This window comes from Pseudomonas sp. FG6, from assembly GCF_057809015.1.
In genome coordinates this window covers 33481-46420 of sequence record NZ_JBMDJD010000007.1, presented here as the reverse complement: position 1 = coordinate 46420, position 12940 = coordinate 33481, and the positions used below count along the sequence as shown (strand labels likewise).

Genomic DNA, 12940 nt, shown 5'->3' with positions numbered 1-12940 from the left:
CCCGGTTACATGCGGAACACGCCGAAGCGGCTCGGTTCGATGGGCGCGTTCAGTGCAGCGGACAAGGCCAGGCCCAGCACATCGCGGGTTTGCGCCGGATCGATCACGCCGTCGTCCCACAATCTTGCGCTGGAATAGTAGGGGTGGGCCTGTTCTTCGTATTGATCGAGAATCGGTTGCTTGATTTCAGCTTCCTGGGCAGGGCTGAAGGGGTGACCGCTGCGCTCGGCCTGTTCGCGCTTGACCTGCACCAGCACGCCGGCCGCCTGTTCGGCGCCCATCACGCCGATCCGCGCGTTGGGCCACATCCACAGGAATCGCGGGTCATAGGCACGGCCGCACATGCCGTAGTTACCGGCACCGAAACTGCCGCCGATGATCACGGTGAATTTCGGCACCTTGGCGCATGCCACTGCGGTCACCAGTTTGGCGCCGTGCTTGGCAATGCCGCCGGCCTCGTACTTCTGGCCCACCATGAAACCGGTGATGTTCTGCAGGAACAGCAGCGGGATGCCGCGCTGGCAGGCCAGCTCGATGAAGTGCGCGCCTTTCTGCGCGGCCTCGGCGAACAGGATGCCGTTATTGGCGAGGATCGCGATCGGGTAGCCGTGCAGATGGGCAAAACCGCACACCAGCGTCGTCCCGAACAGCGCCTTGAACTCGTCGAACACCGAACCATCCACCATCCGCGCGATGACTTCGCGCACGTCGAACGGTTGCTTGGCGTCGGCCGAAACCACGCCGTACAGTTCCTCGCTCGAATACAGTGGGGCAACGGGCAGGCGTTGCTGCACCTCACCCAGCTTACGCCAGTTGAGGTTGGCAACACTGCGGCGGGCCAGGGCCAGGGCGTGCTCGTCGTTGTCGGCGTAATGGTCGGCGACACCGGAAATCTTGCAGTGCACATCGGCCCCGCCGAGGTCCTCGGCACTGACCACCTCACCGGTGGCGGCTTTTACCAGCGGCGGGCCGGCGAGAAAAATGGTCGCCTGCTGACGGACCATGATCGCCTCGTCCGCCATGGCCGGCACGTAGGCGCCACCGGCGGTGCAGGAGCCCATGACCACGGCGATCTGCGGGATGCCCTGGGCACTCAGGTTGGCCTGGTTGAAGAAGATCCGGCCAAAATGTTCACGGTCCGGGAACACTTCGTCCTGGCGTGGCAGGTTGGCGCCGCCGGAGTCCACCAGGTAAATGCACGGCAGGCGATTCTGCTGGGCGATGGTCTGGGCGCGCAGGTGTTTCTTCACGGTCAGCGGATAGTAGGAACCGCCTTTGACCGTCGCGTCGTTGGCGACAATCATGCACTCGACGCCTTCCACGCGACCGATGCCGGCAATTACGCCGGCGGCCGGCACGTCTTCGCCATAGACCTCATAGGCAGCCAGTGGGCTGATTTCCAGGAACGGCGAGCCGGGGTCGAGCAAGCGGTTGATGCGTTCACGGGGCAGCAATTTACCCCGCGACGTGTGCCGTTCCTGGGCCTTGGGGCCGCCGCCTTGGCGGACCTGCGCGAGCAGCGTGCGCAGGGCCTCGACCTGCCCGAGCATCGCCTCGCGGTTGGCGATGAACTCCGGCGAGCGCGGGTTGAGCTGGGTGTGCAGCGTGGTCATGGTCAGCTCCGTTAGCGGGTTTCGTTGAACAGTTCGCGACCGATCAACATCCGACGGATCTCACTGGTGCCGGCACCAATTTCGTACAGCTTGGCGTCACGCAGCAGGCGACCGGCGGGGAATTCGTTGATGTAGCCGTTGCCGCCCAGGATCTGGATGGCGTCCAGGGCCATTTGCGTGGCGCGCTCGGCGCTGTAGAGGATCACCCCGGCGGCGTCCTTGCGCGTGGTTTCGCCGCGCTCGCAGGCCTGGGCCACGGCGTACAGGTACGCACGACTGGCGTTGAGCTGGGTGTACATGTCGGCGACCTTGCCCTGGATCAGTTGGAATTCGCCAATGCTCTGGCCGAACTGCTTGCGGTCGTGAATGTAGGGCACGATCAGGTCCATGCAGGCCTGCATGATCCCGGTCGGGCCGCCGGACAGGACCACGCGCTCGTAGTCGAGGCCGCTCATCAGGACTTTCACGCCGCCGTTGAGCACGCCCAGGATGTTTTCTTCCGGTACTTCGACGTCATCGAAGAACAGCTCGCAGGTGTTGGAGCCGCGCATGCCGAGCTTGTCGAACTTGTTGCTGCGACTGAAGCCTTTCCAGTCGCGCTCGACGATGAACGCGGTGATGCCGTGTGGGCCCTTGTCCAGGTCGGTCTTGGCGTAGATCACGTAGGTGTTGGCATCGGGGCCGTTGGTGATCCAGGTCTTGCTGCCGTTGAGCACGAAACGGTCGCCGCGTTTGTCGGCGCGCAGTTTCATCGAAACCACGTCGGAACCGGCATTCGGCTCGCTCATCGCCAGGGCGCCGATGTGTTCGCCGCTGATCAGCTTGGGCAGGTACTTGGTTTTTTGCTCATGGTTGCCGTTGCGGTTGATCTGGTTCACGCAAAGGTTGGAGTGGGCGCCGTAGGAGAGGGCGACCGAAGCCGAACCGCGGCTGATTTCTTCCATCGCCACCACGTGGGCCAGGTAGCCCAGGCCGGCGCCGCCGTATTCTTCCGCAACGGTGATGCCCAGTAGGCCCATGTCACCGAACTTGCGCCACATGTCGGCGGGAAACAGGTTGTCGGCGTCGATCTGCGCCGCCCGAGGTGCCAGCTCGGCCTTGACGAAGGCCTGCACCTGGTCGCGCAACATGTCGATGGTTTCGCCGAGGGCAAAGTTCAGGGTGGGGTAGCTCATGGGACACCTTTTGGCTTTTTTATCGGGCGTGAAGAGCGGTGGGATAGCTCTCACCTTTACGTTAACGTAAGCCTGCGGAGAGAGGCTGTCAATCGTCCTTTACGTTAACGTCAACTGTGACGGTCACCGACAAGATCCAGACATTGCGCAGGAGTGAGATCAGCATCGAAGAATTGTGGCGAGGGAGCTTGTTCCCGTTCGGTCGATCTGACGCCTCGGACGCAGCAGTCGTAAACCGGGCCATGCAGTTTGCCTGAAGAAATGCAAGGGCCCGCTTCGCAGGCCAGCGGGAGCAAGCTCCCTCGCCACGGGGGCAAAAAAAAACAGAACCCCAGACAGCACAAAGGGGAGCCGAGGCTCCCCTTTAATTTTGTCGTCGCGTGCTCTTTTTTTATTATTGAGGGGCGGCCTGTTGTTGTTTTTGGCAGCCGTGGCCCTTTACCGCTGTTTTTGGCGATCCTCATCCGGGATCAAGAGCAAACGTATTTTTTTGAGCGCTGATCTGCTTTTTCGCTTTGCGATCCAACCGATTCGGGAGCTACCTGAAGGTAGTTTTATTGTTCTCTGCCCGGTCGCGGGTCACTCCTGGGAGCACCCTGAAAAGCACATCTTCTCCAAAAAAATCTGTTAGCTGCGTCTCTGCCGTGTTGTTTTTGTTATGTCAGAGTCGTTACGTCTTGTTTTTATTAGGTTTGTCGCTTTTTTTTATTCTTGTTGTGCCAGAGATATAGCAGGGTGCGTGCCAACTTTTAAAAAGCTTTTAAAATCAACGGCTTGAATTTTTTGAGCAAAAATCCAGAGCCCGTAAGCCCAACAAAATGTTTCCGTGTTACTCGTTTCGCCTGCGTTACACGGGGCGCGGTAACACCCTTATTGCGCACTGCGTGCCTTGGCGACCCGCGAGCCGGTCGGACGCCCCAGCACGTCGCAGATCTGCCGGCCGGCGGCGATCAACGCGTCCAGGTCGATGCCGGTTTCGATACCCAGGCCGTTGAGCAGGTACAGCACGTCTTCGGTGGCAACGTTACCGCTGGCGCCCTTGGCGTAGGGGCAGCCGCCGAGGCCGGCAATCGAGCTGTCGAACACCGCGATACCTTCCAGCAGGCTGGCGTACACGTTGGCCATGGCCTGGCCATACGTGTCGTGGAAATGTCCCGCCAGCTTGTCGCGGGGCACGTGTGCCGACACCACGTCGAACATCTTGCGCGTGGCGCCGGCGGTACCGGTGCCGATGGTGTCCCCCAGGGACACTTCGTAGCAGCCCATGGCGTACAGTTCGCGGGCGACCCACGCCACTTGCTCGGGCTTCACGTCGCCTTCGTACGGGCAACCCAATACGCAGGACACGTAGCCCCGCACGCTGACACCGTTGCGCTTGGCCGCGTCCATGATCGGCGCGAAGCGCTCCAGGCTTTCCTGGATGGAGCAGTTGATGTTGCGTTGGGAGAACGCTTCGGATGCCGCGGCGAACACCGCCACTTCCTTTACTCCCGCCGCCAGCGCGTCTTCAAAGCCGCGCAGGTTCGGCGCCAGGGCGCCATAGGTCACGCCGGGCTTGCGCTGGATCTGCGCGAACACTTCGGCGGAACCGGCCATTTGCGGCACCCACTTGGGCGAGACGAAGCTGCCGACTTCGATGTAGCCCAGGCCGGCGGCGCTCAGGGCATCCACCAGGCGCACCTTGTCGGCGACGCTGATGGGTTGTGCTTCGTTCTGCAAGCCATCGCGCGGGCCAACTTCGATCAGGCGTACAAAGGAGGGGAGGGACATGGGGAATTGACCTGTAGTAGTGGCGAGTGCTGTTCCACTGTGGGAGCGGGCTTGCTCGCGAAGGCGGTGTATCAGTCGACATTGATACTGACTGTCCGGGCCCCTTCGCGAGCAAGCCCGCTCCCACAATGGAGTCGTGTCGTTACTGGATGATTTCCTGGCTCTTGAGCGTCTGCTCCAGCGCCTGGATGCAGCGTTCTTCGGCGGTGTCGAGTTCCAGTTTCATCTGTTCGATGTCCAGCAGTTGCTGTTCGAGCTGCTCGCGGCGTTCGGCGATTTTCGCCAGCATGCTGTGCAGTTGTTTCTGATTGCCGCTGGAGGGATCGTAGAGCTCGATCAACTCGCGGCACTCGGCCAGGGAAAAGCCGATGCGCTTGCCGCGCAGGATCAGCTTCAGGCTGACCTTGTCGCGCGGAGAGTAAATACGTTCCTGGCCCCGTCGTTCCGGGCTCAACAAGCCTTGTTCTTCATAGAAGCGAATGGCCCGGGTGGTGATGTCCAGTTCGCGGGCGAGGTCGGAGATGCTGTAGGTCTGGCTGCTCATGGAAGCGCTCGAAACGAAAGGGGCTGGCGCTAAGCTAAGGGTTGGTTGACGTTCGCGTCAAGCAATCGCCGGTGTGTTGTCCAGGCAGACCCCTTCGCGAGCAAGCCCGCGCCCACAGGTTTGCGTCGTACACAAAACGTTGCGTGCACTGCAGGTCCAATGTGGGAGCGGGCTTGCTCGCGAAAAACGATGACGCGGTCTATAGCCTTACACCACCTTCTCAAGCTTCTTCTCATGAGCCGTCACCTGCTGGCACAACTCGATCATCTGCTCGCGCATCCAGCGGTTGGCCGGGTCCTGGTCGGTGCTTTCGTGCCAGTAGAGGTGGGTTTCCACCGGTGGCACGTCGTTGACCGGCAGTGAAAAGGCGTGCAGGTCGTGACGGCGGGCAAAACGTTCGGGGACGGTCATGACCATGTCGGTCTGTTGCAACACTTGGGACGCCATCAGGTAATGCTGGGAGCGCAGGGCGATCTTGCGCTGGATGCCCATCTTGCCCAACGCCAGGTCTACATAGCCCAGGCCGTTGCGACGGCTGGAGATGTGTACGTGGGTCTGTGCCAGGTAGTCGTCGAGGCTGATCTTTTCCTTGCCTGCCAACGGATGGCCCTTGCGCATGGCGCACACGTAGCGATCTTCCATCAACTTGACGTGACGCACCTGTGGGTCGGTGTTGAGCGGGGCGTCCACGGCGAAGTCGAGGCGACCTGCCGCCAGTTCCTTGGTGGTTTCCCGGCGCTTGGACAGGAAACTCTCGATCGCCACGGTCGGCGCCAGGCGGCGCAGGCGCTGGAACAGCGGCGGCAGGATCACGCCTTCGGTGAGGTCGGTCATGCTGATGCGGTAGGTCTTGACCGCCTGCAACGGGTTGAAGATCCGGCTTTCCTGCACCGACACCCGCAGCAGCGACAAGGCGTTGCGCACCGGCCCGATGATGTTCTGGGCCATCGGCGTGGGCACCATGCCTTGGGCGGTGCGCACGAACAGCGGGTCGTTGAAGGTTTCGCGCAGACGCGCCAGGGCGTTGGACACCGCCGGTTGAGTGATGCCGACGATCTGTCCGGCGCGGGTCAGGTTGGCTTCGGTGTAGATCGCGTCGAAGACAATGAAAAGGTTGAGATCGACCTTGCTCAGATTCATGGCGCTGCACTCTTGTTATTGGGCTTGTATGAGGTGTCAGGAGGCGATGGAAATCAGTGAAACATATATCGGTGATGAATGTTAATACACGCCGAGAATAGGTTAGGTAAATTTTCGTAGCTGAACTAGCATCGATTTCATGACCGAAACCAACCTCTGCCAAGAAGGTGCTGCCGATGGATTTTGCCTATTCCCCCAAGGTTCAGGAACTGCGTGAACGCGTCACGGCGTTCATGGATGCCCATGTCTACCCGGCCGAAGCGGTGTTCGAGCGGCAGGTGGCCGAAGGCGACCGTTGGCAACCCACGGCCATCATGGAAGAGCTCAAAGTGAAGGCCAAGGCCGAAGGCTTGTGGAACTTGTTTCTGCCAGAGTCCGAACTGGGGGCCGGCCTGACCAACCTGGAATACGCGCCGCTGGCAGAGATCATGGGCCGTTCGCTGCTGGGGCCGGAGCCGTTCAACTGTTCGGCGCCGGACACCGGCAACATGGAAGTGCTGGTGCGCTACGCCAATGAAGAACAGAAGAGGCGCTGGCTCGAACCGCTGCTGCGCGGTGAGATTCGCTCGGCCTTTGCCATGACCGAACCGGACGTGGCCTCCTCGGACGCCACCAACATGGCCGCCCGTGCCGAGCGCGACGGCGATGAGTGGGTGATCAACGGCAAGAAGTGGTGGACGTCAGGCGCCTGCGATCCGCGCTGCAAGATCCTGATCTTCATGGGCCTGAGCAACCCGGACGCGCCGCGCCATGCCCAGCACTCGATGATCCTGGTGCCGGTGGACACCCCCGGGGTCAAGATCATCCGGCCCTTGCCGGTGTTCGGTTACGACGATGCACCGCACGGCCATGCCGAGGTGTTGTTCGACAATGTGCGGGTGCCTTACGAGAACGTCCTGTTGGGCGAGGGCCGTGGCTTTGAAATTGCCCAGGGGCGCCTCGGTCCGGGCCGGATCCACCATTGCATGCGCTCCATCGGCATGGCCGAGCGAGCGTTGGAATTGATGTGCAAGCGTTCCGTCAGCCGCACCGCATTCGGCCAGCCGTTGGCGCGCCTGGGCGGTAACATCGACAAGATTGCCGACTCGCGGATGGAGATCGACATGGCGCGCCTGCTGACGTTGAAAGCGGCGTACATGATGGACACCGTGGGCAATAAAGTGGCGAAAAGCGAGATCGCCCAGATCAAGGTCGTCGCGCCGAACGTGGCCCTGAAGGTCATCGACCGGGCGATCCAGATCCATGGCGGGGCAGGGGTGTCCAACGACTTCCCGCTGGCCTACATGTACGCCATGCAGCGCACCCTGCGCCTGGCAGACGGGCCGGATGAAGTCCATCGTGCCGCGATCGGCAAGTTCGAGATCGGCAAGCACGTGCCGCGTGAGATGCTGCGCAGCGGGCGTTGAGGGCGCGTTTAACCGTGGCGAGGGAGCTTGCTCCCGCTGGGCTGCGAAGCAGCCCTAAGAACTGCCACCGAGGTGCTCCAGGCTGAACGCATTCTGCTTGTTTGGGGCTGCTGCGCCCGAACGCGGACCGGCCCAGCGGGAGCAAGCTCCCTCGCCACAGGGGGAGCGCATGGGGGCTTGGGAGTCAGCTCACTCCTTGACGCTCATGTACTCCTCGGCCCAGCGGATGTATTCCTCGGGCTGGGTGTAGGTGTGGGTCAGTTCGGTGGCGCTGAGGTCCGATGCCTGGGTGAAGATTTGCCGTTGTTCGCGAAGGCTGTCGTAGGTGGCCTTGATCGCCGCGAAGTAGGCGCCGTGGCCGTCGATGGTCACTCGCACGCCCAGTTCGGCCAGGCGCTTGTCGTCGCGCAGCAACGGGTTGCCATAGGTGACCAGCATCAACGGCACGGTCAGGTTCTCGCTGATCTGCTCCAGATGCTCGAAGTTTTGCACGCCCACCATGCAGATCCCGTCCGCGCCGGCACGTTCGTATTGGCGGGTGCGGCTGATGATCTCCTGCACTGGCAAGATCCCGGCATTGGTGCGGGCAATGATCGCCATTTCCGGATCGACCCGCGCCTCCAGCGCCGCACGAATCTTGCCGACGCCTTCGGATACGCTGATCAGGTCGGTGGATTTACGCCCGAACTGGGCGGGCAGCAAGGTGTCCTCGATGGTCAACGCCGCCACGCCGGCCCGCTCCAGTTCGATGATGGTGCGCATCACGTTCAAGGCATTGCCATAGCCGTGGTCAGCGTCGGCGATCACCGGCAGTTGGGCCACGCGACCGATGCGGGTGGCCTGTTCGGCGAATTCGCTGAGGGTGATCAGCGCAAAGTCCGGGGCCCCCAATACTTGCAGCGACGCGACCGACCCTCCCAGGATCCCCACTTCAAAACCCAGGTCGGCGGCGATGCGCGCTGACATCGGGTCAAACACGGAGGCGGTGTGATAGCAGGTGTCTGATGCCAGCAACTGGCGGAAGCTACGGCGCAAATCTTGATGGGAAAGCCTGGACATGTGTGTTCCACCAATGGAATGGAAAGGCTTGAGCAAAAGTGTCAACGCCGAAAGTACCAAAGGCTATCACGGGCAACAGATAATAATGATGACGAATGCGCATGGGCGATGCCGGCTGCGCATCATGAATGGGGCTAGGCGGCTACCGGTCGTCCATGGCCGAGCAATGGCACGGCGCGAATGGTGTCCCCCGGTTGCACTTGCAGGCGCATGGCGGTGTAGCGGTCGACGAGCAGGTCCTGGCCGTGTTGGTGAGCTCGGGCGCCGATGATCCGGCAGTTTTCCAGGCGTCGGTTGTGGATCAGCCACACCGGGGCCTGTTCATCCGGAGTGCCAATGGCCAGGGTCAGCGATTGGCTGTCGCGCACCGTGCGGATCTTCGCCACCGGCGCCTCGATCACCGGCCCTGCGTCGAAGATGTCGATGTAGCCTTTGTGGCTGAAGCCCTCGGCGCCGAGGATCTTCATGGCCGGTTCGGTATTGGGGTGGGCCTTGCCGATCACGGCCTGGGCCTGTTCGGTGAGCAGACAGGTGTACAGCGGTTGGCGTGGCATCAGTTCGGCGATGGACGCCTTGTTGCCCATGCCCGACAACTGGTCGGCGTAGCTGAAGTCCTTCTTTAGAAAATGTCGGCCCAGGCTGTCCCAGAACGGTGAGCAGCCTTGGGCATCGGCGTGGCCCCGCAGTTCGGCTATCAGTTTTTCGCCGAACAGTTGGGAGAATTCAGCCACGAACAGCAGGCGCGCGAGGGACAGCAGGCGTCCGTTATGGCCCCGGCGTTGTTCGGGATGCAGGAACAACGAGCTGACTTGCGATTGGCCGGTCATCTCGTTATTGAGAAACAGCGTCGGGATCTGCCGCTGGATCCCCAGGCTCGGCGCCGAGCTGACAGTCACCCCGACTCGATAGTTGTACCAAGGCTCGCGCAGCCCCACCGCGCCGGTCAGCGCACTGACCCCGACCACTCGGCGGTCCTGGTCCTCAAGCACGAACAGGTAATCGGCATCGGCGCGCTCGACCTGTCCGGCGAAGGTACGCTGGGCCCAGCGCACCCGGTGGGCCAGGCGCTCCTCGCTGGCCGGCAGGCTGGTGGAGCCGGGACCTGCGCAACGGGTGAGGTCCAGCAATGCGGGCAGGTCGGTGATGGCGACCGGACGGACGATCATGAGGCGGTTCCTTCATCGTGTCGGTCCCGGGACGGAGGGGGCGTGCGCCCTTGTCCGGGTTTCATAGGGCGACTATCCGGATCTGCTCACCGTCCTCGACCCCCAGCGCAGCCAGCAGGTCAGGCGTCAGGTCCACGGGGCCTTCGGCGCTCACGTCCAGCTCGGCGACCACGGCGCGGAAGGTGTCCAGGCCTTCATTACTCGCCAGGTAGCGGCCCCGGGCGTCGATCTGCTGGCTTTGTCGGACCGTGGCCACGCGGCTGTGACGGATGGAACGGATGCTCGCGGTGCGCGCCTGCAACGTCGGGCCACCGTCGAAAATGTCGACGTAGTTGTGGGGCTCGAAACCCTCGCGCACAAGGATGTCGAAGGTTTCCTGGGCCGCAGGGTGCACCTGGCCGATGCAGGCCCGGGCGGCGGGCGGCAGCATGGGCACGTAGATCGGGTACTGGGGCATCAGTTCGGCGAGAAAAGATCGGCTCCGCAGGCCGCGCAGGCGTTCGGCTTCGGCGTAGGGCAGGTCGAAGAAATGCTGGCCGACGGCGTCCCAGAAGGGTGATCGGTTGTCCTCGCTGCTGAACCCGACGATTTCGGTGATGACCGATTTGGCAAAGCGCTGGGGATGGGCGGCGATAAACATCAATCGGGCGCGCGACAGCAACGCCGACGCCGGGGTGCGCGCCCGCTCGGCATCGATGTGAAAACCACGCAGCAGCGTCTGGCCGGCGAGGTCCTGGCACAGCGACAGCGCAGGCACACCGTGCTGGATATTCAGCTCCCGGGATTCGCTGGAAAATGGCCGGTTGCGCAAGCTGTAGAACGGTTCGTTGTAACCGGTGCAGGCGAGGATCTGCGAACAACCTGCCAGGCGCCCGGTTGCCAGGTCCTGGAGGACGAACAGATAGTTTTCCCCACCCGGACTTCGCACATCGGCCAGGAACGAGGCGCACGAGCCGAGGATCTTTTCCTTCAGGTGTTCGCTGTCGTCCACCAGCGAGGCGATGCCCGCCAGGCTGTCACGGGCCAGCTGTTGCAGTTGCGGCAGATCGGTAGGTTGGACTGGTCGTAAGGCCAGCATGGATAACACTCCTGTTCCATGACGATCACTGTCGATAGCCTCGCGTCGTCGCGATGGCTGGCCGATCCTTCGGCCTGCCAGCTTTTCTTATTGCCCGGCTGGATCGGGCGGTGCCGCGGCCTCTCTACAGCAGCGGCGCCAGGTAGGCGCTCCAGGTTCGCACCGCCTCGGGGGTGCGCAGCAGGTCGTTGCGTACTTCGATCAATACCGAATCCAGGCCACGTGCATCGCCGTGCACCGGGACGGTCATGTCGCTCAACGGGTTGATCTTGTAGGGTTGGTTGCCCGCCACCCGCAGCGAATGCCGGCTCAGCCCTTCGACGACGCGCTGCGCATATTCCCTGGCCTCGCCGAACAGCACGCCGGCTTCCAGGGCGCGTGGCTGGCCATAGAACACCGGCGTGAAACTGTGGATGCCTACCACGCGTACTGGCCGGTCGGCAGCCAGGCGTTGGTCGATCAACGTCCGCAGTTGGTCATGGAAAGGGTGGAACAGGCACTGCTGGCGGTACGCGCGCGTGGCCTCGTCCAGGTCGTGGTTGCCCGGTACCTGGTAGATCTCGCTCTGGGCCGGAATGCTGTCCGGCACGTGCAACGGGCGGTTCAGGTCGATCAGCAGCCGCGAATAATTGGCCGAGATCAAGGTCGCGCCCAGGGTCTCGGACAGGCGTTCGGCCAGGGCGTGGGCGCCGATGTCCCAGGCGATGTGTTCCTGCGCGGCGGTCTCATCCAGGCCCAGGTCGTTCAGGGTGCTGGGAATACGCCGGCTGGCGTGCTCGCAGACCAGTACCAGCGGGTGTTCGGAGTCTTCCCGGACCAACCGATAGGCCGGTTCGGTGTAAAGCCCCGATTCGGTACATTCAATAGTTTCACGCATAGTGCTCGTAATGCTCGGCAGGTGACATCGCCTTGTTCAAGGCCGGTTCCTCGACCTTCAAGGCCAGGTAAATATTGACCGCGGGGTCTGGCAGAGTTCAAGCAGGGCGGCGCTGTGGTGCAGCCAAACCCGGGCCATTGCGTGGCGAGTGATCGAGCAGGGCGTGTACAGCCTTGCGTGCTGACGGCGTCAACGCCAGGCCGGCATCGGTGATCGGGTCTCTGAAAGGCGGCATCCGTGCTCCTTGCCTGGATGGAGGGTTGATTGCTTTCTGAACGAATATTTATGGAGCGGGTGCTCCATGTCCAGTGGTTTTTACCCGCCGTTTAGAGCGACCGATAAGGGTGCGAACCCCCTGTAAGACCTGGCTCTGCGGGTGACGGTGAAGTAGGTCAGCCGATAGCTCGCGGCAGTGTCAGACATAACGTCTTTTTGTATCGGTTATTTGATCTTATATAAGGTGCTGTACAAGAAAAGCCATGAATATCGCTCTGGCGAAACCCTTCAATCTCCCTGGAGTCCTGCGTGCAAGCCACTCGTTTGACCTTGATCTGCCACGCCCGCACCGTCGCCCAGAAACAGGCCCGCTTCGGGCTGGAAGAGCCCGTGGACGCCGACTGGCTGGCGCAGCGCCCGGAAGTGGGCCCGCAGCTCGGTCATCGCTACCGCAACGTGCGGCACCTGCTCTGTGGGCCGGAGTTGCGTACTCGCCAGACGGTCGATTTATTCGGTGCCCACCCCGAGGTGGTCCAGGCCCTGGCCGATTGTGATTTCGGACGCTGGCGCGGGCTGTCGCTCGACGAGGTGTACAGGGCCGAGCCGCAAGCCGTGCAAACCTGGCTCGACGACTCCGAGGCGGCCCCTCATGGAGGGGAGTCGGTGGCCCGCTTGTGTCAGCGCGTCGGCGATTGGCTGGCCAGCCTGCAAGACCGGCCCGGCCATTGGCTGGCGGTCACGCACCCCTTCGTCATCCGTGCGGCCTTGGTCAATGTCCTGGACTGCCCCGCGGCCACATTCAACCGCCTCGACATCGAGCCATTGTCCACCGTTGAGCTGCGTTTCAACGGGGTATGGCGAATGCGCACCCAGGGACTGGAACAGGAGTGACAGGC

General features: G+C 62.4%; 12 protein-coding genes. 2 read left to right on the top strand and 10 right to left on the bottom strand.

All coding sequences use genetic code 11. From position 1 onward, the window contains the following. Positions 1–5: 5 nt before the first annotated feature. The 5 genes from ACODSJ_RS06485 to ACODSJ_RS06465 all read right to left on the bottom strand — a co-directional run bounded on the left by ACODSJ_RS06485 (position 6) and on the right by ACODSJ_RS06465 (position 6242). The gene (locus ACODSJ_RS06485) at positions 6–1613 is read right to left on the bottom strand and encodes a carboxyl transferase domain-containing protein (RefSeq protein WP_489100926.1); all 1608 of its coding nucleotides are present in this window, start codon (positions 1611–1613) and stop codon (positions 6–8) included. A gap of 11 nt (positions 1614–1624) precedes the next feature. Next, complete coding sequence (locus ACODSJ_RS06480; RefSeq protein WP_489100925.1) at positions 1625–2788, bottom strand: isovaleryl-CoA dehydrogenase; 1164 nt, start codon at positions 2786–2788, stop codon at positions 1625–1627. 870 nt (positions 2789–3658) lie between these two features. Beyond that, a complete protein-coding gene (locus ACODSJ_RS06475) occupies positions 3659–4558 on the bottom strand; it encodes a hydroxymethylglutaryl-CoA lyase (protein WP_489100924.1) in 900 nt (299 codons plus the stop codon). 142 nt (positions 4559–4700) lie between these two features. Continuing rightward, positions 4701–5102 carry a MerR family transcriptional regulator gene (locus ACODSJ_RS06470; RefSeq protein ID WP_489100923.1) on the bottom strand — a complete coding sequence of 134 codons (402 nt, stop codon included), beginning with the start codon at positions 5100–5102 and terminating at the stop codon, positions 4701–4703. A 207-nt stretch (positions 5103–5309) separates the two neighbouring features. Continuing rightward, positions 5310–6242 (bottom strand): LysR family transcriptional regulator, encoded by a 933-nt coding sequence (locus tag ACODSJ_RS06465; RefSeq protein WP_489100922.1) that lies wholly within the window; start codon positions 6240–6242, stop codon positions 5310–5312. 176 nt (positions 6243–6418) lie between these two features. Here ACODSJ_RS06465 and ACODSJ_RS06460 point away from each other — a divergent pair, with 176 nt between their 5' ends. Continuing rightward, the gene (locus ACODSJ_RS06460) at positions 6419–7648 is read left to right on the top strand and encodes an acyl-CoA dehydrogenase (protein ID WP_489100921.1); all 1230 of its coding nucleotides are present in this window, start codon (positions 6419–6421) and stop codon (positions 7646–7648) included. Positions 7649–7837: 189 nt separating this feature from the next. Here ACODSJ_RS06460 and ACODSJ_RS06455 read toward each other — a convergent pair whose 3' ends face one another. From ACODSJ_RS06455 to ACODSJ_RS06435, 5 genes are all read right to left on the bottom strand, one after another. Then, positions 7838–8707: an isocitrate lyase/PEP mutase family protein gene (locus ACODSJ_RS06455; protein WP_489100920.1), complete on the bottom strand. Its 870-nt coding sequence runs from the start codon at positions 8705–8707 to the stop codon at positions 7838–7840. Positions 8708–8841: 134 nt separating this feature from the next. Beyond that, positions 8842–9873, bottom strand: a complete 1032-nt coding sequence (gene astA / locus ACODSJ_RS06450; protein WP_489100919.1) for an arginine N-succinyltransferase — start codon at positions 9871–9873, stop codon at positions 8842–8844. A 61-nt stretch (positions 9874–9934) separates the two neighbouring features. Continuing rightward, a complete protein-coding gene (locus ACODSJ_RS06445) occupies positions 9935–10951 on the bottom strand; it encodes an arginine N-succinyltransferase (protein ID WP_489100918.1) in 1017 nt (338 codons plus the stop codon). 124 nt (positions 10952–11075) lie between these two features. Further along, on the bottom strand, positions 11076–11828 hold the full coding sequence (locus tag ACODSJ_RS06440; RefSeq protein ID WP_489100917.1) for an N-formylglutamate amidohydrolase: 753 nt from the start codon (positions 11826–11828) through the stop codon (positions 11076–11078). Between the two features lie 97 nt (positions 11829–11925). Then, positions 11926–12063 (bottom strand): hypothetical protein, encoded by a 138-nt coding sequence (locus ACODSJ_RS06435; RefSeq protein WP_489100916.1) that lies wholly within the window; start codon positions 12061–12063, stop codon positions 11926–11928. 290 nt (positions 12064–12353) lie between these two features. Here ACODSJ_RS06435 and ACODSJ_RS06430 point away from each other — a divergent pair, with 290 nt between their 5' ends. Further along, complete coding sequence (locus tag ACODSJ_RS06430; RefSeq protein ID WP_489100915.1) at positions 12354–12935, top strand: histidine phosphatase family protein; 582 nt, start codon at positions 12354–12356, stop codon at positions 12933–12935. The last annotated feature ends 5 nt before the right edge of the window (positions 12936–12940 follow it).